General features: G+C 65.4%; 17 protein-coding genes and 1 riboswitch. Of the genes, 10 read left to right on the top strand and 7 right to left on the bottom strand.

What is annotated here, in order from left to right; translation table 11 throughout:
* The first annotated feature begins 1 nt into the window (after position 1).
* Together bcsC and bcsZ are read left to right on the top strand one after the other, a co-directional pair.
* The gene (bcsC, locus tag AC13GI_RS14010) at positions 2–3,577 is read left to right on the top strand and encodes a cellulose synthase complex outer membrane protein BcsC (protein ID WP_482996613.1); all 3,576 of its coding nucleotides are present in this window, start codon (positions 2–4) and stop codon (positions 3,575–3,577) included.
* Entirely contained in the window at positions 3,561–4,697 is a 1,137-nt protein-coding gene (bcsZ, locus tag AC13GI_RS14005) for a cellulose synthase complex periplasmic endoglucanase BcsZ (RefSeq protein WP_482996612.1), read from the top strand. The genes bcsC and bcsZ overlap by 17 nt, the downstream gene beginning before the upstream one ends.
* A gap of 51 nt (positions 4,698–4,748) precedes the next feature.
* Here bcsZ and AC13GI_RS14000 read toward each other — a convergent pair whose 3' ends face one another.
* The 3 genes from AC13GI_RS14000 to ettA form a co-directional block, all read right to left on the bottom strand.
* Positions 4,749–6,065: an NCS2 family permease gene (locus AC13GI_RS14000; RefSeq protein WP_025876668.1), complete on the bottom strand. Its 1,317-nt coding sequence runs from the start codon at positions 6,063–6,065 to the stop codon at positions 4,749–4,751.
* 63 nt (positions 6,066–6,128) lie between these two features.
* Complete coding sequence (locus AC13GI_RS13995; RefSeq protein ID WP_165787271.1) at positions 6,129–6,818, bottom strand: outer membrane protein; 690 nt, start codon at positions 6,816–6,818, stop codon at positions 6,129–6,131.
* Positions 6,819–7,061: 243 nt separating this feature from the next.
* A complete protein-coding gene (ettA, locus tag AC13GI_RS13990; protein ID WP_025876664.1) occupies positions 7,062–8,726 on the bottom strand; it encodes an energy-dependent translational throttle protein EttA in 1,665 nt (554 codons plus the stop codon).
* 252 nt (positions 8,727–8,978) lie between these two features.
* On the opposite strand from ettA, the gene AC13GI_RS13985 reads away from it, so the two are divergent.
* The 6 genes from AC13GI_RS13985 (at position 8,979) to ribD (ending at position 13,715) form a co-directional block, all read left to right on the top strand.
* Positions 8,979–9,455, top strand: coding sequence for an RcnB family protein (locus tag AC13GI_RS13985; protein ID WP_099820331.1), 477 nt, complete (start codon positions 8,979–8,981; stop codon positions 9,453–9,455).
* A gap of 185 nt (positions 9,456–9,640) precedes the next feature.
* Positions 9,641–10,894, top strand: coding sequence for a serine hydroxymethyltransferase (gene glyA, locus AC13GI_RS13980; RefSeq protein ID WP_099820330.1), 1,254 nt, complete (start codon positions 9,641–9,643; stop codon positions 10,892–10,894).
* 122 nt (positions 10,895–11,016) lie between these two features.
* Entirely contained in the window at positions 11,017–11,445 is a 429-nt protein-coding gene (locus tag AC13GI_RS13975; protein ID WP_482996611.1) for a hypothetical protein, read from the top strand.
* Between the two features lie 30 nt (positions 11,446–11,475).
* The gene (locus AC13GI_RS13970; RefSeq protein WP_482996610.1) at positions 11,476–11,919 is read left to right on the top strand and encodes a hypothetical protein; all 444 of its coding nucleotides are present in this window, start codon (positions 11,476–11,478) and stop codon (positions 11,917–11,919) included.
* A gap of 94 nt (positions 11,920–12,013) precedes the next feature.
* Complete coding sequence (gene nrdR / locus AC13GI_RS13965; protein WP_025876654.1) at positions 12,014–12,535, top strand: transcriptional regulator NrdR; 522 nt, start codon at positions 12,014–12,016, stop codon at positions 12,533–12,535.
* Between the two features lie 94 nt (positions 12,536–12,629).
* Complete coding sequence (gene ribD / locus AC13GI_RS13960; protein ID WP_482996609.1) at positions 12,630–13,715, top strand: bifunctional diaminohydroxyphosphoribosylaminopyrimidine deaminase/5-amino-6-(5-phosphoribosylamino)uracil reductase RibD; 1,086 nt, start codon at positions 12,630–12,632, stop codon at positions 13,713–13,715.
* A 63-nt stretch (positions 13,716–13,778) separates the two neighbouring features.
* Here ribD and AC13GI_RS13955 read toward each other — a convergent pair whose 3' ends face one another.
* The 4 genes from AC13GI_RS13955 to AC13GI_RS13940 form a co-directional block, all read right to left on the bottom strand.
* Positions 13,779–14,411 (bottom strand): hypothetical protein, encoded by a 633-nt coding sequence (locus tag AC13GI_RS13955; RefSeq protein WP_482996608.1) that lies wholly within the window; start codon positions 14,409–14,411, stop codon positions 13,779–13,781.
* Positions 14,398–15,279 carry a hypothetical protein gene (locus AC13GI_RS13950; RefSeq protein ID WP_482996607.1) on the bottom strand — a complete coding sequence of 294 codons (882 nt, stop codon included), beginning with the start codon at positions 15,277–15,279 and terminating at the stop codon, positions 14,398–14,400. The genes AC13GI_RS13955 and AC13GI_RS13950 overlap by 14 nt, the downstream gene beginning before the upstream one ends.
* Before the next feature lie 74 nt (positions 15,280–15,353).
* Complete coding sequence (locus tag AC13GI_RS13945; protein WP_482996606.1) at positions 15,354–17,897, bottom strand: AAA domain-containing protein; 2,544 nt, start codon at positions 17,895–17,897, stop codon at positions 15,354–15,356.
* A 375-nt stretch (positions 17,898–18,272) separates the two neighbouring features.
* Positions 18,273–18,896: an outer membrane beta-barrel protein gene (locus AC13GI_RS13940; protein WP_482996605.1), complete on the bottom strand. Its 624-nt coding sequence runs from the start codon at positions 18,894–18,896 to the stop codon at positions 18,273–18,275.
* Positions 18,897–19,199: 303 nt separating this feature from the next.
* Positions 19,200–19,346, top strand: a riboswitch (FMN riboswitch).
* A 77-nt stretch (positions 19,347–19,423) separates the two neighbouring features.
* Here AC13GI_RS13940 and AC13GI_RS13935 point away from each other — a divergent pair.
* Both AC13GI_RS13935 and ribB read left to right on the top strand, forming a co-directional pair.
* Positions 19,424–20,050: a riboflavin synthase gene (locus tag AC13GI_RS13935; RefSeq protein ID WP_482996646.1), complete on the top strand. Its 627-nt coding sequence runs from the start codon at positions 19,424–19,426 to the stop codon at positions 20,048–20,050.
* Entirely contained in the window at positions 20,047–21,147 is a 1,101-nt protein-coding gene (ribB, locus tag AC13GI_RS13930; RefSeq protein ID WP_099820321.1) for a 3,4-dihydroxy-2-butanone-4-phosphate synthase, read from the top strand. Before AC13GI_RS13935 ends, ribB begins: the two co-directional genes overlap by 4 nt.
* The last annotated feature ends 179 nt before the right edge of the window (positions 21,148–21,326 follow it).

Raw genomic sequence — 21,326 nt, 5'->3', positions numbered from 1 at the left:
GATGGTGCGCACGCCGCCTTCGCTGGTCGCCGCCTCCGGCCTGGTCCTGATCGGGCTGGCCGGCCCGTGCGCGGCGCAGGCGCTGCCGGATACGCCCGGCGGCACGGTTGCCGAGCAGCGGCAATGGCTGCTGCAGCAGGTGCGCATCGGTGAGGCCAGCGGCCGCCAGGGGTTGATCGAAGATGCCCTGGCGCGGTTGCGCATGCTGGCGCCGGACGATCGCAGCACCCTGCTGGCGATCCTGGAAGTGCAGCTGTCGCAGCAGAAGATGGAGGACGCCGATGCGACCCTGCAACGGCTGCGCCAGCTCGGCGTTGGCACCCGCGAACTGGCCGCCGGCGAGCGCCTGTGGCGTGCCTACCGGGGCGACCTGCAGCAGGAACTGCAGCAGGCGCGCCTGTTCGCCGCCGGTGGCCGCAGCGAAGAAGCGCTGGCGATCTACCGCCGCCTGTTCAACGACGATCCACCGGGGCTGCAACTGGGTCTGGAGTACTGGCGCCTGCGGGGCACGCAGGCCAGCGGCCGCGATGCAGCGATCCGCGCACTGACTGCGCTGGATCGCACCTATCCCGGCAACACCACGCTGTTGCAGACACTGTCGCAACTGTTGTTCGCGGCCGGTCGTGACAGCGATGCGCTGGCCGCGCTGCAGCGCATGGGGCGCAATCCGGAAGCGCGCGCGCTGGCCGCGGACGCCGAGTGGGGCTACCTGCAGGACCAGCCCGCCGACGAGCGCAACGTGCGCCGCCTGCAGGAATTCATCACCCGCAATCCCACCTTCAGCGATATCGCGCTGGTGCGCGAGCGCTATGCCGAACAGCACAAGCGGGTGAGCGACCCGGCCTGGCGCGCCGGCCTGCGTGCCCAGCAACTACTTGATGCCGGTCGCAATGCCGATGCCGAACGCGCGTACCTGCAGGCGCTGCGCGGCTATCCGCGCGAAGCGGAATTCCTCGGTGGGCTGGGCCTGGCATTGATGCGACAAGGGCGCCGCGAGCAGGCCATCGCGTACTTCCAGCGTGCCGTGCAGGCCACGCCCGCCGGTGATACCAGCGACAGATGGCGCGACCTGATCACCAGCACCCGCTATTGGCTGCTGCTGGACCAGGCCGACACCGCACTGGCCGAGGGCAGGCTTGATGAGGCCGAGGCGTTCTATTCGCAGGCTCGCCGGCAACAGCCACGCGAGGTCAACGCCCTCCTCGGCCTGGTCGATGTAGCGGTGGCGCGTGGCGACGATGCGTCCGCCGAGCGACAGCTGCAGGCCGCGCGGCGGATCGCCCCACGCGATGCCAATGTGATCCGCAAGCTTGTGCAGCTGTATGGCCGCACCGATCCACAGCGCCTGGAAGCCTTCATCAACGCCTTGCCTGCAGCGCAGCGCAAGCTGTACGCCGAAGACCTGCGCCAGCTGCAGATCAATCGCCTGCGCGAGCGTCGCGAGCAGGCGCTCGCCACCGGCGATGCCAATGCCGCCATCGCGCTGGGGCGAGAGCTGCGCGGCGAGCTGCCCGGCGATGCCTGGCTGGCGTATGCGCTGGGCAATGAACTGCGGGCAGCCGGCCAGCAGATTGAAGCGGATGCCGTGATTGCCGATATGGCTGCGCGCAATGCCGGCATGGAAGCGCGTTACGCGCAGGCGCTGTACCTGTCAGGCTCCGACCGCCTGCCGCAGGCGCTGGCCGTGCTCGATGGCGTGCCGCGTGCGCAGTGGGACGATGACATGCGCGCATTGTCAGCACGCCTGCAGCGACAGCAGCTGATCGATCATCTGTGGGAGCTGCGCGCACAGGGCCGGGAAGCAGAAGCCATCGCCCTGCTGCAGCAACAGCCCCCCAGCGCGGACAACCAGCTGATCCTGGCCGAATGGGCGCGCCTGCGTGGCGACCACGTACAGGCACTGCACTACTACCAGCAGGTGCTGGCGGTGCAGCCAGACAACCTCGATGCGCAGTTGGGCCAGGTGCAGGCCTGGATCGGCACCGGCGATCTGGCCAGCGCCCGCCGGCAGATGCACGACGCGCCGCCCGTGGTGGCCGATGATGCGATCGGCCAGCAACGCCAGTTGGCGAACATCTGGACCGATCTGCATGAAGACGCCAAGGCGCTGCAGATCCTGCGCGCGCTGCTTGCCCGCCAGAGCGGAGCGGACGCGCAGTCCTGGCGCGATGCGGCGCGGCTTGTGCGCCGCGAGGATCCGCAGCAGGCGCTGGACATGTACGCACGGGCGATGGCCGACAACGGCCTGATCGCGCCCTCGCAGGCGCAGCCGCGCGACAACCGCGCGTTGACCCTGGCCAGCCGCGAAACCGCCAGTGACGACTGGTTGCGGCGCAGCCTGCGCAGCGACGTGGACACCCTGTACCAGCAGGAGAACCCGACGCTGACGGTGATGCAGGATTCCGGCCGCCGCAGCGACGGCACACCCGGCATCTCGCAACTGACGCGCGACACCCGCATCGCCCATCTTGATGCACCGTTCGCTGGCGGCCTGGGTTGGGCGCGTATCGAACAGGTGCATTTCGACGCAGGCAGTTTCCAGGCCGATGCCGATGGCGCCTACAGCGATGATTTCGGCAGCTGCGACCTGGGCCTGCTGCAGGCCGACGGTACGCGCCTGCAGGCCCCGGGCTGCACCCGCGACGTACACCAGCGGCGCAATTCGGGACCCGGCTTTGCCGTGGGCTGGCGCACCCTGGATGATCGCTGGAATTTCGATATCGGCCATTCCCCGTCCAACTACGTGGTGGGCAACTGGCTGGGCGGCGTCACCCTCAATGGTGACCTCGGCCGGCTGGGCTGGGGAGCGACCGTATCGCGGCGGCCGATGACCAATTCACTGCTGTCGCAGGCCGGCGCGATCGATCCACGCAGCGGCATTGCCTGGGGCGGTGTCACCGCCAATGGCGTGACCTTCAGCCTCGGCTATGACGAAGGCGGGCGCAACGGCATGTGGTCGAACTGGAGCTGGCACCAGCTGACCGGGCACAACGTGGTGGACAACACCCGTGCGCGGGCGATGGTTGGCTGGTACCACAAGCTGATCCAACGCCCGGACATGCGCCTGGATGTGGGCACCAGTGCGATGTACTGGCGCTACCAGAAGGACCTCGGCGGCTATTCGCTGGGGCAGGGCGGTTACTACAGTCCGCAGCGCTACGCTTCGTTGAGCCTGCCGGTGGGCTTCGCCTGGCGCAACGATGACTGGTCGGTGCGCGTGGATGGTTCGGTCAGCGTTTCCAATGCACGCACCCGCTCGATCAGCCGCTTCCCCGAAGAGGCCCTGATCCAGCGCGTGATCGCACAGCTGGAACCGCAGTACGGTCCACTGCGGCTGGACCCGGATGGCCTGTACACCACCGACGGCAGCAGCACCGGTACCGGCTATCGCCTGTATGCCGCAGTGGAGCGGCGCCTGGGAGATCACGTCGTGCTGGGTGCGGCCGGCACCCTGCAGCGCAGCCGCGATTTCTCGCCGAACACGTGCCAGCTCTACCTGCGCTATTCCTTCAAACCGTGGCAGGGCAATCTGCCGTTGCCCGTCTCTCCGCTGGTGCCGTATGGCGAATTCCGCTGACCCGCAACGCCGCCGCCTGCTGCAGGCCGCCGTCCTGCTGCCGTTGCTGGGCGGCGTCGGCGGCCGTGCGCTCGCCGCAACCCGCTGGCCGGCCTGGCAGGTTCTGCAGGACAGCAGCCTGAGCCGCGATGGGCGCATGATCGACCGCAGCCAGGACGATCAGCGCAGCACATCGGAAGGTCAGTCCTACGCACTGTTCTTTGCGCTGGTCGACAACGATCCTGCGCTGTTCGACCGCCTCCTGGCCTGGACGCAGGACAATCTCGCCGGTGGCGACATGTCCGTGCGCCTGCCCGGCTGGTTGTGGGGCCGCAAGGACAAAGACGGCTGGGGCCTGCTGGACGACAATCCCGCATCCGATTCGGATCTGTGGCTGGCCTACGCACTGCTGGAAGCCGCGCGCCTGTGGCGACGCCCCGCGTTGCAGGCCATCGCCGAAGGCATGCTGGCACAGGTGCGTGCACGCGAGATCGTGCAGTTGCCCACGCTGGGGCCGATGCTGCTGCCGGGGCCGCAGGGATTCATCGAGGACGGCGCCACACGTGTCAATCCCAGTTACCTGCCGTTGCCGCTGTTGAGGCGCTTTGCAGCGGTTGACCGCGGCGGTCCCTGGCAGGCCCTGGCCGACAACACGGTCACCGTGCTGCAGCAGACCAGTCCGCACGGCTTCGCGCCGGACTGGGCCGCCTGGAAGGACGGCACCTTCGTCGTTGATCCGGCGAAGGGCGCTGTAGGCGGCTACGACGCCATCCGCTGCTACACGTGGGCTGGCATGACCGCGCCGCGTGACCCCTTGTTCCGTCGCCAGCTGGCTGCCCTGTCAGGCCCACTGCAGCGCCTGCGCAATGGCGCACCGATGTGGGAGAAAGTCGACACGCGTACCGGCAAAGGGCAGGGCGAGGGCAATTATGGGTTCCGTGCCGCACTGCTGCCCTACCTGCTGGCACAGGGCGAAAAAGCCCGCGCAGCGGCACTGCTGCAGAGCCTGCCCAGTGCCGAACAGCAGCGTGCCGATGCGCCCGCGTACTACTCGCAGATGCTCACCCTGTTCGGTCGCGGCTGGGCGGAAGGCCGCTGGCGTTTCGCCGCCGATGGACGCCTGCAACCGCGCTGGCGGTGACCATGGGGTCAGATCCCTTCCCACGGGAAAGGGCTCTGACCCCGCTGCGCCTCACTCCAACGCGTAACGCAGCACAAACAGCACCGCCACCAGCCACACCGCCGGATGCACCTCGCGCCAGCGGCCGGTGCCGGCCTTCAGCGCGGCATAGGCAATGAAGCCGAAGGCCAGGCCGTTGGCGATGGAATAGGTGAACGGCATCGCCAGCGCGCACAACGCCGCCGGCACCGACTCGGTCAGGTCGCTCCAGTCCACTTCCACCAGTTCGCGCAACATCAAGCCAGCCACGAACAGCAGCGCCGGCGCGGTGGCATAGCCGGGCACCATCGCCGCCAGCGGCGAGAACAGCAGTGCGGCCAGAAACAACGCGGCCACCACCAGCGCGGTCAATCCGGTACGGCCACCCACCTGCACGCCAGAGGCGCTCTCGGCGAAAGCGGTGGTGCTGCTGGTGCCCAGCAGCGAGCCGGCGACAATCGCCGTGCTGTCGGCCAGCAGCGCGCGGCCGAACCGCTTCTGTGCGCCCGGCAGCTTCAACAGGCCGGCACGGCCGACCACGCCATACAGCGTGCCGGTGGCATCGAAGACTTCCACCAGCACGAACACCAGCACCACCTGCAGCAGTACCGCAATCGGTGCGCCGCCGTTGTGGTGCAGCAGGCCGGGCAGGTCCAGCTGCAGGAAGGTCGGTGCCAGGCTCGGCGGCAACGACACCAGCCCGTGGTACTGCAGATCGCCCAGTGCCCAGCCGGCCGCGGTCACCGCCAGGATGCCGATCAGGATCGCGCCGCGCACGCGCCGCGCTTCCAGGATCGCAATCAGCAGGAAGCCGCCCAGTGCCAGCAGCGGCGGCGCGGTATTGAGCGGGCCCAGCGCAACCAGCGTGTCCTCGTTGCCGATGATCACGCCGGATTTCTGCAGCGCGATGATCGCCAGGAACAGGCCGATGCCGGCCACGATCGCCGACCGCAATGAAGCCGGAATGCCCGACACCAGCCACGCGCGCACGCCGGTCAGCGACAGCACCAGAAACACCAGGCCCGAAATGAACACCGCCGCCAACGCCTGCTGCCAGGGCAGGCCGGCAGCACCGACCACGGTGAAGGCGAAGAACGCATTCAAGCCCATGCCCGGGGCCATGCCCACCGGGAAGTTGGCCGCCAGTGCCATCACCACCGAGCCCAGCGCTGCGGCCAGGCAGGTGGCCACGAACACCGCACCTGCATCCATGCCGGTGGTGCCGAGAATCTCGGGATTGACGAAGACGATGTAGGACATCGTCAGGAAGGTGGTGACACCGGCCAGCAGCTCGGTGCGCACGGTGGTGCCGTGCTGCTGCAGCTGGAACAGGCGTTCGAACAGGGACATCGCAGATCTCTCGTACCTGCGCGCCCTGCCGCCCAGAGGGCCTGCGGATGCGTCGCCAGGCGGTTAGAAGTGGTAGTTCAACTTCAGCGTAACGCTGCTGTAGTTGGTATGGAAGCTGCGTCGCGCCGCAGCCGGGTAGTTGGGATCTTCCAGGTAAACCGGGCTGGAGCCCAGGTGGGTGTAGCGGTACTCGGCACCCGCCGAGAGCTGGTCGTTGAAGCGGTAAAGCACACCTGCGCCGACGTTGCCGCCGGTGGAAACATGGGACGCGCGGGTTTCAAATTCGGCGACGCGACACCCATTGGTGGCCTCCACCAGGGACTTGTCGCAGCCCAGCGAAAACTCCTGGCGGGCCACGGTCACGCCGGCGCTGACGTACGGCAGCCACTGGCCTGCGGCGTAACCCAGCGTCAGGTTGATCGCGCCCGAACGGGTCACCGCATCCTTGCCGTAGTAAGGGCTGTACTGATGGTTGTCGCGGTCCTTCCACTCCTGGTTGATGTTGCCGAAGGACAGGGTGCCTTCGATCCCGGCAACGACGTTGTTGTCGAACTGCCAGTTGCGGCCGACCTGCAGCCCGCCTGCAAAGCCGCGGATGCTCTTTTCAGTGGCATTGGCATTGCTGCGGTCCTGGCTGTGGCCTTCGCCATGGGTGGCATGTGCCCCCAGATGGATGCCTTCCCAGTTCGCCGGCGCGGCAGCGGCGGTGCCGGACAGCAGCAGTGCCGCCGTGGTCGAGATCAGTGCTTTCATGTGTTTCCTACGTGGGGGATGAATCGGGTGCGTAGGAAAACCGAAGCGTTGGGCCAGGAACATACAACGAGTTGCAAAGTGCGGAGCTTGCCGTATGCGACAAGTAATTAACGCTGCTTTACACCTGCAGCCTTCAGCCGAGTGGCGCTGGAGCGCGGCGCGAAAGGGTCAAAAGCGTCAACAAAAATCGATTGCGGCCCCTGAAAGGCGAAAGGCCGCGCGAGCGCGGCCTTTCGTCGTTCCTTACTTCAGCGCCTTGAAGCGCAGGCGCTTCGGCGCAGCGTCGTCGCCCATGCGGCGGCGCTTGTCTTCTTCGTACTCGCGGTAGTTGCCCTGGAAGAACTCCACGTGCGAGTCGCCTTCGAACGCCAGGATGTGGGTCGCGATGCGATCCAGGAACCAGCGGTCATGCGAAATGACGAAGGTGTTGCCCGGGAACTCCAGCAGCGCATCTTCCAGCGCACGCAGGGTTTCGATGTCCAGATCGTTGGACGGTTCATCGAGCAGCAGCACGTTGCCACCCTGCAGCAGGGTCTTGGCCATGTGCAGGCGGCCACGCTCACCACCGGACAGCGAACCGACCATCTTCTGCTGGTCCTGGCCCTTGAAGTTGAAGCGGCCGATGTAGGCGCGCGACTGGATCTCGATGCCGTTGATGTTGAGGATGTCCAGGCCGCCCGCGATTTCCTGGAACACGCTGTGGTTGCCTTCCAGCGCGTCACGGCTCTGGTCGACATAGGACAGCTGCACGGTCGGGCCGACCACGATCTCGCCGGTATCCGGCTTTTCCTGGCCGGTGATCATCTTGAACAGGGTCGACTTACCGGCACCGTTGGGGCCGATGATGCCGACGATGGCGCCCGAGGGCACCAGGAAGTTCAGGTTGTCGAACAGCAGGCGGTCGCCGAACTTCTTGGAGACGTTCTTGAATTCCATCACCGCCTGGCCCAGGCGCTCGCCCGGCGGGATGAAGATTTCATTGGTCTCGTTGCGCTTCTGGTAATCGACCGACTGCAGCTCTTCCAGGCGGGCCAGACGGGCCTTGCCCTTGGTGCGGCCGCCCTTGGCGTTCTGGCGCGACCATTCCAGTTCCTTCTGGATCGCCTTCTGGCGAGCCTTTTCCTGGTTGTCTTCCTGCTTCAGGCGCTCATCCTTCTGGGTCAGCCAGTCGGTGTAGTTGCCCTTCCACGGAATGCCGCGGCCGCGGTCCAGTTCCAGGATCCACTCGGCGGCGTTGTCCAGGAAGTAGCGATCATGGGTGACCGCCACGACGGTGCCGGTGTAGCGCGCCAGGAACTGTTCCAGCCATTCGACCGACTCGGCGTCGAGGTGGTTGGTCGGTTCGTCGAGCAGCAGCATGTCCGGCTTCTGCAGCAGCAGGCGGCACAGTGCCACGCGGCGCTTTTCACCACCGGACAGCTTGCCGACGATGGCATCCCACGGCGGCAGGCGCAGCGCATCGGCGGCCACGTCCAGCTGGTTTTCCAGGGTGTGCGCGTCGCCGGCAGCGAGGATCGCCTCCAGGCGCTCCTGTTCCTTGGCCAGCGCGTCGAAATCGGCGCCTTCTTCGGCATAGGCCGCGTAGACCGCGTCCAGCGCAGCCTGTGCCTGCAGCACTTCGCCCACGCCTTCCTCAACCGCTTCACGCACGGTCTTGGTCGGGTCCAGCTCCGGTTCCTGCGCCAGGTAGCCGACCTTGATGCCGGCCTGCGGACGGGCTTCGCCCTCGAAATCGGTGTCCACGCCGGCCATGATCTTCAGCACGGTGGACTTGCCGGCGCCGTTCAGGCCCAGCAGGCCGATCTTCGCGCCCGGGAAGAAGGACAGCGAGATGTCCTTGATGATCTGCCGCTTGGGCGGGACCACCTTGGACACGCGGTTCATGGTGTAGATGTATTGCGAGGACATGAGGTCTCCGTAGGCGCGACCCTGCGCCCGGTCCGTCACGGGGAACTTCCCGTTGCGGCAGCGGGCACAGACTGAATGGAATACCCCCAATTATAGCCGGAACCGGTTCCGGCCCGCGCTGGCCGCAGCGCCCGGGGCTGGCCGCGGCCTGAATACCCGGTCACAGTCCCGCATCGGGAAGCGTTTCCAGCCGGAAACCGTTCAGATCGGATGCGCAAGATGGGATCACCACCCACCCAGCAGAGGTCTCCCATGCAACTCCATCGACTCATGGCCGGCGCCGTGGCCTCCGTACTGGCGCTGGGTGCCATCGCCCCGGCTTTCGCCGACAACGACCACCGTGGCCGCGACCATGACCGCCGTGAGTGGCGCGAGGATCGCCGGGAATGGCGTCACGACCGCCGCGACTGGGAACGCGACCGCCGCGAAGCGCGCCGCGATTACCGTCACGATCGCCGTTACGACCATGGCTACTACCGTCCGGCACCGCCGCCGCCGCGCGTGGTCTACAGCCCGGGCTACCGGCCCGGCTATGGCTATGGCTGGCAGCGCGGCCACCGCTACCGCGACTACTACCGCGGCCCGATCTACGTGGTGAACGACTACCCGCGCTACCAGCTGCGCCGCCCACCGTACGGCCACCACTGGATCCGCGATGACCGCGGCAACATGCTGCTGGTCGCCGTGGCAACCGGCATCATCGCCGACTACATCATCAACAACCGTTGATGCAGCGCCGGGGTCGGATCCCTTTCCGCAGGAAAGGGCTCCGACCCCACAACGCCCATTCGAAACCATACGGGGCCGGATTCGTTCGTCGAATCCGGCCCCGGTCGTTTCGGCCCCAGCAGGCCGGGGCGGGGCTACAATCTAGGGCTGAGTCGTACCCCTTTCCCCGCCTGCTGGAGTACCCGATGTTCCCGCGTGACGTCCGCATCGAAACCTACGATCCCGAACTGGCCAAGGCCATCGCCGCTGAGACCCAGCGCCAGGAAGACCACGTCGAGCTGATCGCCAGCGAGAACTACACCAGCCCGGCGGTGATGGAAGCCCAGGGCAGCCAGCTGACCAACAAGTACGCCGAAGGCTACCCGGGCAAGCGCTACTACGGTGGCTGCGAATACGTGGACATCGCCGAGCAGCTGGCGATCGACCGCCTCAAGCAGCTGTTCGACGCGGACTATGCCAACGTGCAGCCGCACAGCGGTTCGCAGGCCAACCAGGCGGTGTACTTCGCGCTGCTGCAGCCGGGCGACACCATCCTCGGCATGAGCCTGGCCCACGGCGGCCACCTCACCCACGGCGCCAAGGTCAACGCCTCGGGCAAGCTGTTCAACGCCGTGCAGTACGGCGTCAACGACCAGGGCCTGATCGATTACGACGAAGTCGAGCGCCTGGCCCTGGAGCACAAGCCGAAGATGGTCGTGGCCGGCTTCTCGGCCTACTCGCAGGTGATCGACTGGGCGCGCTTCCGCGCCATCGCCGACAAGGTCGGTGCCTACCTGTTCGTCGACATGGCGCACGTCGCCGGCCTGGTTGCCGCTGGTGTCTACCCGAGCCCGCTGGAACATGCCCACGTGGTCACCTCGACCACCCACAAGACCCTGCGCGGCCCACGCGGCGGCATCATCGTCGCCAAGGGCGCCGACGAGGACCTGGTCAAGAAGCTGCAGTCGATCGTGTTCCCGGGCATCCAGGGCGGTCCGCTGATGCACGTCATCGCCGGCAAGGCGGTGGCCTTCAAGGAAGCGCTGGAGCCGGGCTTCAAGGCCTACCAGCAGCAGGTGGTGAAGAACGCCCAGGCGATGGCCAACACGCTGATCGCGCGCGGCTACAAGATCGTCTCCGGCGGCACCCAGAACCACCTGATGCTGGTCGACATGATCGGCAAGGACGTGTCCGGCAAGGACGCGGAAGCCGCGCTGGGCAAGGCCCACATCACCGTCAACAAGAACTCGGTGCCGAACGACCCGCGTTCGCCGTTCGTGACCTCGGGCCTGCGCCTGGGCACCCCGGCGGTGACCACCCGTGGTTACGTGGAACAGGACTGCGTGGACCTGGCCAACTGGATCGCCGACGTGCTCGACGCGCCGGCCGACGAAGCCGTCATTGCCCGCGTGCGCGATGCGGTCAGCGCGCAGTGCCGCAAGTACCCGGTCTACGGTTGATCGCCGCAGGGGTCAGAGCCCTTTACTGACGGAAAGGGATCTGACCCCGAAGCCCGGATCGAAGCAGGGTCGGATCCCTTCCTGCAGGGAAGGGCTCTGACCCCAGTACCGGAGTAACGCGCATGGACGAGCGCCGCCTCAAGTATCTCTATGCAGCGCTGGCGGTGCCGTTTGGCGCACCCAGCGTGCTGTTCGGCGGGGCGATGGCGGTGATCGGCATGGCGGGAAGCGTGCTTTCACTTGCCGACGGCACCGTCGAATTGCCCGGCCAGGCGTTGATGCTGGTGTGGGGATTGGCCGGCCTCGCCGGTTGCCTCGCCTGGCTCGATCTCAGTTGCGGATACCTGTTTGGAGGACGCAGCGCACTGCGCACCCGCAGCCGGGTGCAGTGGGGCGCGCTGCTGCTCGGCATGCTCGCGGCGCTGCCGCTGTTGGGCATGGGGCTGTGGCTGGGAATCACACACGGTGTTGAGGGATTGGGTCTGCTGCTGACGGGGCCTTCGCTGCTGGTTCCGGCCGGCATGCTCTTGTGGCTGCGACCGCGCGCGTGAAGCGAGCGATCTGCAAGGAGATTCGAACGCATGGATGAGCGTCTGCACAAACGCCTGTATATCGCCCAATGCCTGCTGCTGGGACTGCCTGCATTGGTGGCCGGTGGTGGCGTCGCCGGGTTCGGCATCTACACCTTCCTGATCCGTCACGGGCTGATGCGTGGCGACGAAGGTGCCGTGCTGTTCCTGTGGTCGATGGCGGGTGTTGCCGGGTTGCTGGCCTGGCTGTGGCTCAGCATCCGCTACCTGCGGCAGGGGCGCGAAGGCCTGCGGCGCTCACCGGCGCTGCCATGGATCGGGCTGGTGCTCGGCGCCATCGCGGCGTTGGCCGTGGTCGGCGTGGTGCTTTTCAGCTTGAGTGCCGGCAGCACCTGGCAGGTGCTGGGGTATCTGGTACTGGGCGTGCCGCTGCTGTTGCCGGCGGCGCATCTGGTGTGGCTGCGGCGCGCGCCCGGCATTGCCGAACAAGGCTGATTGCAGTCGGCATTTGCTGGGACAGCCCTTCTCAGGTACCGTTGCGACGCTGCCACGACCGTGGCAGCAGGTATTTCCCTGAGCCAGGCGTTCAATGCATTGCCCCTTCTGCCAGCATGCCGATACACGGGTCATCGACTCGCGCGTCTCCGAAGACGGCGCTACGATTCGTCGTCGGCGTGAGTGCGAGGCGTGCAACGAACGCTTCAGTACCCTGGAAACCGTCGAACTGAAGCTGCCGGCCATCGTCAAGAGCGATGGCACCCGCGAAGCCTTCGATGCCCGCAAGGTGCGCGCCGGCTTCGACCGCGCGCTGCAGAAGCGGGCGGTGCCCGAAGAGAAGATCGAAGCGGCGGTGCGCGCGGTGGTGCATCAGCTGCGCATCAGCGGTGAGCGCGAAGTGCCGTCGATCAAGGTCGGCGAGTTCGTGATGAATGAACTACGCAAGCTTGACCATGTCGGCTATGTGCGTTTCGCTTCGGTGTACCGCAGCTTCGAGGACGTGGCCGACTTCCGCGAGGAAATCGAGAAGCTCGAACGCGACCTGCCGTCGAGCACCGAGCAGTTGCAGCTGCTGGGCGATGTGATCGCCCTGACCAAGAAGAAGAAGGGCTGACGCCCTGTTGCCCTGGTAGATGCCAACCTTGGTTGGCGTCGTGCCGTCATCCACGCATGGCGTGGATCCATACCAACGGCGCTACCATGGCGGCATGAGCACATCGTTCTCCGTCCTCGACCACCTGCACATGGCCAACGCACTGCGTCTGGCCGAGCGTGCCGCCTATACCACCCGCCCCAATCCGATGGTCGGCTGCGTGATCGCCCATGGCGAGCGCGTGGTCGGGCAGGGCTGGCACCAGCGAGCCGGTGGCCCGCATGCCGAAGTGTTCGCCCTGCGCGAGGCCGGCGCCGAAGCGCGTGGTGCCACCGCCTACGTCACCCTGGAACCCTGCGCGCATTACGGACGCACGCCGCCGTGCGCATTGGCGCTGATCGACGCCGGCGTGTCGCGCGTTGTTGCGGCGATGCGCGACCCATTCCCGAAGGTCGATGGCGGCGGTTTCGACCTGCTGCGCGAAGCCGGCATCGAGGTCGCCGAGGGCTTGATGGCGGCGCAGGCGCGCGAGCTCAACAAGGGCTTCCTGTCGCGCGTGGAGCGCGGTCGTCCGTGGCTGCGGGTGAAGCTCGCCGCCAGCCTGGATGGCCGTACCGCGATGGCCGACGGCAGCTCGAAGTGGATCACCGGCCCCGCCGCGCGCGAGGATGTGCAGCACTGGCGCGCTCGTGCCGGTGCGATCCTGACCGGTGCCGACACCGTGATCGCCGACGACCCGATGCTGACCGTGCGCCTGGCTGACATCGAAGTGATGCCACCGTTGCGCGTGGTGCTGGATTCGCGCCTGCGTTCGCTGGAATGCAGCCGCGTGCGCGAAGGTGGAGCACCGACGCTGTACCTGCACGATGCGATGATCAGCCCGCCCGACGCAGCCGACGCGGCATTCGCCAGCGTCGCTGTCCGCCACGGCCGCCTTGATCTGGGCGCGGTACTGGCACTCCTCGCCGAACGCGGCATCAACGAAGTGCATACCGAAGCTGGCGCGACGCTGGCCGGTGCACTGCTGCGCGGCGGCTGGGTGGACGAACTGCTGCTGTACCAGGCACCGACCCTGCTCGGCGACAGCGGCCGCCCGCTGCTGGCAGGTCTTGGCATCGACACGATGGACCAGCAGCGCCGCCTGCGCGTGGTCGATCAGCGCCAGGTGGGTGAGGATCTGCGGTTGCTGCTGCGCCCCTGAAAAAGGGACGGAGGGGATTAAGTCGTTTATGCCACAAACGACTCAATCCCCTCCGTCCCTTTTTCAGTTCGGCAGGTGCTCGTTCCACTCGAAGAACGGCAGGAACGCATCCGCCAGTCCGCTCATCAGCGGCGTTGGGTTCTGCACGCGCCAGGCACCACCGTCAGGGTCGCGGTGGAACGACACCGTGATGATCCTTTCCCGGTCCGGTGCCACGGCGATCATCTGCGTATATGCCGTCGCCAGCTCCCTGGCCATCTGCGGCGGGTGCGGTCCATTGAACGGCACGGGATGCTGTCGATACACGGGCAGCAGTGCCGACAGGTCGGGCAGGTGGCAGCGATAGTCGACGTCGGCGCTGTCGGTCTGCGCATGGCGCACGCTGTCGGTGGCGCAATGCACCGAGGCTTGCCGCTTGCGTAGCGCCGCCGCGGCCTTCGGCCAATCAGCCAGTTCGGGCGCCTCGTCCAGATGGCTTGCGCCCGCCAATGCCGCGGCGAAGGCAGCCCCGTTGTCGGTATCGAGATAGCGGGCCAGCGTTGCCTGTGCCGCTGCATCGCCGTGCACGATCACCTGTGCATACAGGTCGAATACCTGCACGGGCGTCAGCGCAGGTGCCGACGCCAGTGCAGTACCAGGGGCCAGCAGCGCAGCCAGCCCCAGCTGTTTCAGCAGAACCACCTCACGCGCACTCATCAGTCCACATCATCTCGGCCATCGGCCGCAGCGACTTGCACTCCTGCGTCATCTCCTCGGCCGACATCACCTGCGTCTTCGCCTTCAGCTCTTCGGCCATCGCATCAACACCGCTGATCTGGTCCGGCGCGATCTTCGCCACGCAGCTGCGGTGTTGCTGCAACAGCAGATCGCAGGCCGGCACGCCGGTCACCTTCGGTGCCTTGGCCGCTTCAACGTCCTGGAGCCATTCTTCGAACGGCGCCAGCGCGCCCAGCACCGGGCCCAGCAGATCGTCGAAGTTGCTGCTGTACCAGTAGCCCTTGTCCTTGGCGGTGTACAGGGTGAGGGTGCCGGTCACGGCCTTGCGCGGGCCACTCTGCAGGGCCTTGGTATAGGCCTCGGTGAAGCGCGCACGGGTAGCCTGCTCATCACTGGTCAGGCTGGCGGTGAACAGCGGATGCACATTGCCCAGGTCGGCCAACTGGCAGCTGAAATCGACCCTGGCGATCTTCTGGTCGTCCACGTACTCGTTGTCTTCCACCGTGCTGCGCGTGGCACGGCACTGCGAGGCCTTCAGCGCCTTGGCGTACATCGCTTCCGCCGCTGCGGGATCGCCCTTCACGCCGGCCACGGCCAGCACCGTCTGCCACGGTTCGGCCAGGGCCTGGGCCATCATGCCCGGCACCGGCGTTACCGAGTCCTGGCCGTCGAAGGCCGGCTTCAGCGCGTCGTTGAGCGTGCGCGCGGCGGCGGCATCATCCTCCAGCAAAGCGCGTGCATAGAGGTCGAAGGTCTGCTCCGGCGTCAGCTGCGCCGGTGCAGCGGCGGCGAACAACGGCGCGCACAGCAGTGCGGTGGCCAGCAGGCCGCGGATCGGGGTCTTCATGACGGTGTTCCTGTTCCAGAGGGCGGCAAGCCTAGCGCATTCGAATGAACGTTTGGCAGCCGATCAATGCGGCGTCATGGCGGCGGCTGCCGGGGGCTCCACTGGGCAACGAAGAGAGCGATTCTCTCCAAGATGCCGCTCTCGACAGTCCGCAACCGAAGGATGGGGACACCTGCCTTGGCAAGGATGCCATCCTTCAGTAGATCTCGAGCCTGTTGGGCGGGATGATCATGGGATCCTCCATCGACTTCGATGACCCCCACGGGCGTCTTGCCGACCTTGAAATAAACCACGAAATCACAGGATGAGCGTTTCATGAAATCGCGTTCGCGCGTGGTCAATGCTAGATCCGTGGAATTTGAGATCTGGTCCAGGCGGACTTGCGTGTGGATCATAAGCGGCTGGCATTCGGGAGCGGACAGGACTTGGCGCAGCAGCTCGGCTACGATCTGCTCCGACTTGTACTTGGAATCGCTTGGCTGTAAGCGGTCATTCAACCGTGTCAGGGAATGGTCGTATTCCCTGTACAGCAGATCGAAGGCCGATACCACCGGTGCGCGCACGATCTGCTTGTCTTGGGCGTAGTAGGTGACATAACGGATCAATGCCGCAATGTGTCCGTTATTGCTGGTGAACACTTCGTCCCCCGTCACCAGGGTGAATCGGTGTCTGGCCCGCGACACTGCCACATTGACCATGCGGGGATCATCGACGAAATGCAGCCGGCTCTGCGACTGGTTGTAGCGCTTTCTGTCCAAAACCGTGGAGAACACGATCTCATCGCACTCTCTGCCTTGGAATTTGTGGACGGTGTCCTTTTTGAAATCCTGCGGCAGGCGTGCGTCGGAGAGGGCCACCTGGGCCCGGAAAGGAGCGATGAAGCCCCGGCGTTCAGAATCTATCCCGAACGGCTCACCGTCATCGTCAAGCACTGCGAGAAGTGAATCCAGCTCGCGCACGTTCGTGTTCTGGCGGGTATGGTTGCCTTTTGCCGTAACAACCAGCTGCAGGGGAGCTTCCCCCTTGTCTTCGGTCATCGGGATCAGTGCGTTGTCGTAGAATTGCTGGTTGCAGAACTGGATGATTCTCGGATGGCAGCGGTAGTGCTCCTTCAGTAGTGTCCGTGGCAGCGTGTCCTTGAATACGTGGATGCATGAATCGAGCAAGCTGTATCGCTCGCAGTCATAGGCTTCGGAAGGTGCTGGTAGACCCAGTAGTTCAGGGATGTGCGCCAATTGGCGGCTATCACCGACCACGATGAGATTCTTCGCGCAGCCCAGTGCCAGGATGCCCGGCACGATGTCTTGAAGGGATGCCTCATCGATGATCACGTAATCAAGGATGGCTCCCGGCGCGATCGAATTGATGATGGAGTGGGTGCCGCTGCAGAGGATCGGGAAGCGTTGCAGGAATGCATCAAAATTTGTGCGGTAGGTCTTGGCATCGAAGCAGTCAGATGTTTGTGGCCGACCATGAAGGTGTTGCTTCAGATGGCTCATTGAAGCGGTTTTCAACTTCTGCAGTGTATGGTCGAAATCCGCATCTTGCAGGCGCGCACGGCAGGTTTGCAGTTCTCTTTCCTTTTCTTGCAGTGCTTTCTCGTAGTAGTGCATTTGTAGAGAGTGGAAGGCCATCAGGCGCGCGCCGTCCGAGGCGAACGAGGTTGTGCGGAAGATCCCGAAGTTCAGCACTAGCTCAATACGATCCTTGATTCGGATGCGCCGTTCACCAAGATAGGCCAGATAGGCCATCAAGTCGGCGGTCTTTCTTGGGCTCAGTCCGTACCTGTCCAGAGGAGTTGCTGCCTGCACTCCGTTTTCAATCTGCCATTCCAGAAGGTAGCGCCATTCAACCGTCAATTCGTCCAGTTCAGCCTTTAGTTGTGCACTTCGGTTCTTGTCAAACAGGTGCTTTTTCACCTGGGTAAGCAAGCCTTGGACTTCTTCCAGCGTGGCGCCGTGCTCGGTTTCGTCGCCGCCGCTGGGTCGTACTGGCAGGGCGGCGAAAAAATCATTTCGGTTTTCCTGGTTGCCGAGATCTGCAACAAGATGGCCCAGTCCAGACTTTCCCAGTTTCTCGAGGACGTTCTTCACGGCCGAGTTGGTATTCGACAGCACGGCTACGGTCTGCCCTCGCAACACGATATTGGCGAGGATGTTGAGGATGGTCTGGGTCTTGCCGGTCCCGGGAGGACCTTCTATCACACTGGTCTGCGCGCGAAATGCGTTCTCGACCGCTGCCATCTGGCTTTCATTGAGTCCGAAAGGGTAGATCAGCCCTTGACCCTGGGGCAGGGTGCCGTTGCGGCCCGTGCAGTAGGCTTGCAGTGCAGTATCAGCGCTGGCGGGAAGCTTGGCCAGCTGACGCACCACATTGGCGGCAATGTCATTTTCCGTCTTCGACTGCGCTCGATCCCGCCGGGTGTTCGCGACGGCTGAGAAGTAGCGGAATGCTTGTGTTTGCCTTAACGATGTAGCTGCAGCGAAGGTGGTGCCTTCCATCTTGTGGATATATGGCTTGTCCATGCCCGGATAGTGCACGACTGCATATCGTTCGCCGTAGATCGTGGCCTTCTCGACGGCAGTGACGAGCACACTGCTGCGCTTGGTCAGCAGCATTTCACCTACTGTTCTCGTAGGAGAAATGACGCACTCGCTGAGTGCATGGGTGGCCTTCCTCTTGTCGAGGTAAGTGCACTTCAGTTGCAGTCCTTGGTGCCGGTCATTCCAGATCGACCACTGCACTATGTCTGCAGTCTTGTCTTCGCCCCGTACATGGATGGAGACCATACATTCCCTGTTTATGTGTGGACGACAGCCGGATCGTCTTCGCGTTGGCATTTCCAATGTCGCAATCTTCCTCGCGAGACAAGCATGCTGCCATGTTTTGAGGCCATGGCGGATCGATCGAAGGTGTGGAACGCTGCGGCGATCCTGCAACAAAAAACGGGCCCCTTGCGGGACCCGTTCGATCACACGACGAGGATCGGGCAATCAGAAGCTGGCGCGCACGCCGGCCGAGTACTGGGTGACGTCGCGGTAGCCGGAGATCTCACCGACCAGGCCCCAGGTACGGGTGAAGTTGATCTGGCCACCGAGGGTACCGACCCAGGTGCCCTTGAACTCGTTGCCGCCGTCCATGTAACCGGCCTTGATCCAGGCTTCGGTCATGCGCGAAGGCTTGCCACGCAGGCCCATGGTGGCACGCACCAGGTTGGTGTGGTCTTTCACGGTGAAGCGGCCGTAGTCCACGTCCTTCACGGTGATCTCCGCCTGCTGGCGGACCCAGGCGATGTCGGCGGTGTAGTCGACGCGGTCGCTGAAGGGCATGTGGTAACCGATGCCCAGCTCCGGCTGGTTCAACTTCAGCTTCATCGAGCCGTAGTCGTAGTCGTACGACTTGCTGCCGTAGTTCCAGCCGCCGAACACATGCACCTGCTCGGCCAGCGCGATCGAACCGCGCACATAGCCACCATCGACCTTAGGATCGTTGAACACATCGTCGTTGGTCTTGACCTGGGTCCAGCCACCTTCGACGTAGGTGTAGCTCAGGGCGTCGGCCGAGGCCGAGAACGGGGCAGCGGCCAGCAGGGCGGCCACGATCAGGATCTTGCGCATGGGAATTCCTGTGAATTTCAGTCCATTGGCGGCCCACCTGTGCGGCAGTCCGTGGCGACCTCATGTCGTCCGACCGCCGATTTTAATGAAAGTTTTACGAAATGCGAGCGACGGCCGTCACAGCTGGGGTGCGACGGGGTCGGATCCGTTTCCCACCGGGAAACGGCTCTGACCCCAGTAGCGACCCCAGTAACAGGACAGGCGGGGTCAGAGCCCTTTCCTGCAGAAAGGGATCCGACCCCGGGGCATCCGACCCCGTTCAGCCCGGGCTGTTACACTGGGCGGGCCGGTTCGCCGGTACACAAACGTCTTCAGGGCGGGGTGCAATTCCCCACCGGCGGTAGGTGCGCAAGCACGAGCCCGCGAGCGCCCCGGCCTTACCGTCGGGGGTCAGCAGATCCGGTCCAATGCCGGAGCCGACGGTCATAGTCCGGATGAAAGAAGACGGTGCCACAGGGCCTATGCGGCCCTGCGCCCGCCTGTTTGCCTTGCGGCGTTTTTCGCTCACTTTTCGCGGAGAACGTTACTTGTTTACTGGAATCATCGAAGGCGTCGGCCGTCTGGCCGCACGCGAATCCATCGGCGGCGATGTCCGCTTTACTTTCAATGTCGGGAATCTGCCGTTCGACAACGTGCAGATGGGCGAGAGCATCGCCATCAACGGCGTCTGCCTCACTGTCATCGCGTTCGACGCCAGCAGCTTCCAGGCCGATGCGTCCACCGAGACCCTGGGCCTGACCACGCTGGGCCAACTGGCCGAAGGCGCCGTCATCAACCTCGAACGTGCCATGCGCCCGACCGACCGCCTTGGCGGCCATCTGGTCAGCGGCCACGTCGACGGCCTCGGCCAGGTGCTGTCCATCCACGAAGATGCCCGTGCCCAGCGCTGGCGTTTCGCCGCGCCGGCCGCGCTGCGCCGCTACATCGCCAAGAAGGGCTCGATCTGCGTGGACGGCGTCAGCCTCACCGTCAACGAAGTGGATGACGAAGGTTTTGAAGTCGCGCTGATCCCGCACACCGTGGCCAACACCGCGTTCTCCGCCACCGGCGTGGGCAGCGCGATCAATCTTGAAATCGATCTGGTCGCGCGTTATGTGGAGCGGCTGATCAGTGTGCCGACCAACGGTCAGCCCCCACAGGGAGATGCCGCATGAATTTCGCCCCGATTCCGGACATCCTGGAAGACATCCGCCTCGGCCGCATGGTCGTCATCGTCGATGATGAAGACCGCGAGAACGAAGGCGACCTGATCATGGCCGCTGAGCTGGTCAAGGCCAGCGACATCAACTTCATGGTCACCCACGGCCGTGGCCTGGTGTGCCTGCCGCTGACCCGCACCCGCGCGGCCGACCTCGGCCTGGCGCCGATGGTGCAGGCCAATACCGCGCAGTTCCAGACCAACTTCACCGTCAGCATCGAAGCGGCTGAAGGCGTGACCACCGGCATCTCGGCGCATGACCGCGCGCACACCATCCGCACCGCGGTGAAGCCCAACGCCAAGCCGGCCGACCTGCACCAGCCGGGCCACATCTTCCCGCTGATCGCCCAGCCCGGTGGCGTGCTGACCCGCGCCGGCCACACCGAAGCCGGCGTCGACCTGGCCATGCTGGCCGGGCTGGAACCGGCCGGCGTGCTGGTGGAGATCCTCAACCCCGACGGCAGCATGGCGCGCCGCCCGGAGCTGGAAGTGTTCGCCCGCGAGCACGGCCTGAAGATGGGTTCGATCGCCGACCTGATCGCCTACCGCCTGGCCACCGAAAAAACCGTCGAGCGCGTCGATGAGCGCGAGATCGAGACCGAATTCGGTCCGTTCAAGCTGGTCACCTACCGCGACCGCATCGCCCACGACCTGCATTTCGCCCTGGTCCGTGGCACCCCGGATGCTGACACCCCGACCCTGGTGCGCGTGCAGGTGGAAAACCCGTTGGCCGACCTGCTGCACTGGCGTCGCGACGACTTCGGCGTGGCCGCGACCGATGCACTGCGCGCGATCGATGCCGAAGGCGCCGGCGTGATGGTGGTGCTGCAGGCCCCGCGCGACGGCGAAGGCCTGCTGGCCCGCCTGCGCCAGCAGCCGGCGCCGGTGGTGCCGGGCAAGGACAAGGACGTGAGCCAGTGGCGCCGCAACGGTGCCGGCGCGCAGATCCTGTCCGACCTGGGCCTGGGCAAGCTGCGCGTGCTGGGTACCCCGCGCCGCCAGATCGGCCTGGCCGGGTACGGCCTGGAAGTGGTGGAGACGGTCACCCCGTAAACCCCTTGGCGTGCCGACCAACGGTCGGCACCCACCATCTGCCCTCTGGTGCGTGCCGACCCCGTGCCACCGGTGGGTGCCGACCCCGTGCCACCGGTGGGTGCCGACCCCGTGCCACCGGTGGGGGGCGCCCGGTGGGGGGGCCGCCCCCCCCCCCCCCCCCCCCCCCCCCCCGGCCC

This window comes from Stenotrophomonas sp. 82F1 (assembly GCF_056861525.1).
This window is presented reverse-complemented; position numbering and strand designations above follow the sequence as displayed.

What these genes read in the sequence shown, in the direction of transcription:
- AC13GI_RS13985 (WP_099820331.1), top strand. Translation starts at nt 8,979, where the DNA reads ATGCAACTCCATCGACTCATGGCCGGCGCCGTGGCCTCCGTACTGGCG.
- AC13GI_RS13975 (WP_482996611.1), top strand. Translation starts at nt 11,017, where the DNA reads ATGGACGAGCGCCGCCTCAAGTATCTCTATGCAGCGCTGGCGGTGCCG.
- bcsZ (WP_482996612.1), top strand. Translation starts at nt 3,561, where the DNA reads ATGGCGAATTCCGCTGACCCGCAACGCCGCCGCCTGCTGCAGGCCGCC.
- AC13GI_RS13945 (WP_482996606.1), bottom strand. Translation starts at nt 17,897, where the DNA reads ATGCTGCTGACCAAGCGCAGCAGTGTGCTCGTCACTGCCGTCGAGAAG.
- AC13GI_RS13995 (WP_165787271.1), bottom strand. Translation starts at nt 6,818, where the DNA reads ATGAAAGCACTGATCTCGACCACGGCGGCACTGCTGCTGTCCGGCACC.
- AC13GI_RS13955 (WP_482996608.1), bottom strand. Translation starts at nt 14,411, where the DNA reads ATGAGTGCGCGTGAGGTGGTTCTGCTGAAACAGCTGGGGCTGGCTGCG.
- glyA (WP_099820330.1), top strand. Translation starts at nt 9,641, where the DNA reads ATGTTCCCGCGTGACGTCCGCATCGAAACCTACGATCCCGAACTGGCC.
- bcsC (WP_482996613.1), top strand. Translation starts at nt 2, where the DNA reads ATGGTGCGCACGCCGCCTTCGCTGGTCGCCGCCTCCGGCCTGGTCCTG.
- ettA (WP_025876664.1), bottom strand. Translation starts at nt 8,726, where the DNA reads ATGTCCTCGCAATACATCTACACCATGAACCGCGTGTCCAAGGTGGTC.
- ribD (WP_482996609.1), top strand. Translation starts at nt 12,630, where the DNA reads ATGAGCACATCGTTCTCCGTCCTCGACCACCTGCACATGGCCAACGCA.
- AC13GI_RS13950 (WP_482996607.1), bottom strand. Translation starts at nt 15,279, where the DNA reads ATGAAGACCCCGATCCGCGGCCTGCTGGCCACCGCACTGCTGTGCGCG.
- AC13GI_RS13940 (WP_482996605.1), bottom strand. Translation starts at nt 18,896, where the DNA reads ATGCGCAAGATCCTGATCGTGGCCGCCCTGCTGGCCGCTGCCCCGTTC.
- nrdR (WP_025876654.1), top strand. Translation starts at nt 12,014, where the DNA reads ATGCATTGCCCCTTCTGCCAGCATGCCGATACACGGGTCATCGACTCG.
- AC13GI_RS13970 (WP_482996610.1), top strand. Translation starts at nt 11,476, where the DNA reads ATGGATGAGCGTCTGCACAAACGCCTGTATATCGCCCAATGCCTGCTG.
- ribB (WP_099820321.1), top strand. Translation starts at nt 20,047, where the DNA reads ATGAATTTCGCCCCGATTCCGGACATCCTGGAAGACATCCGCCTCGGC.
- AC13GI_RS14000 (WP_025876668.1), bottom strand. Translation starts at nt 6,065, where the DNA reads ATGTCCCTGTTCGAACGCCTGTTCCAGCTGCAGCAGCACGGCACCACC.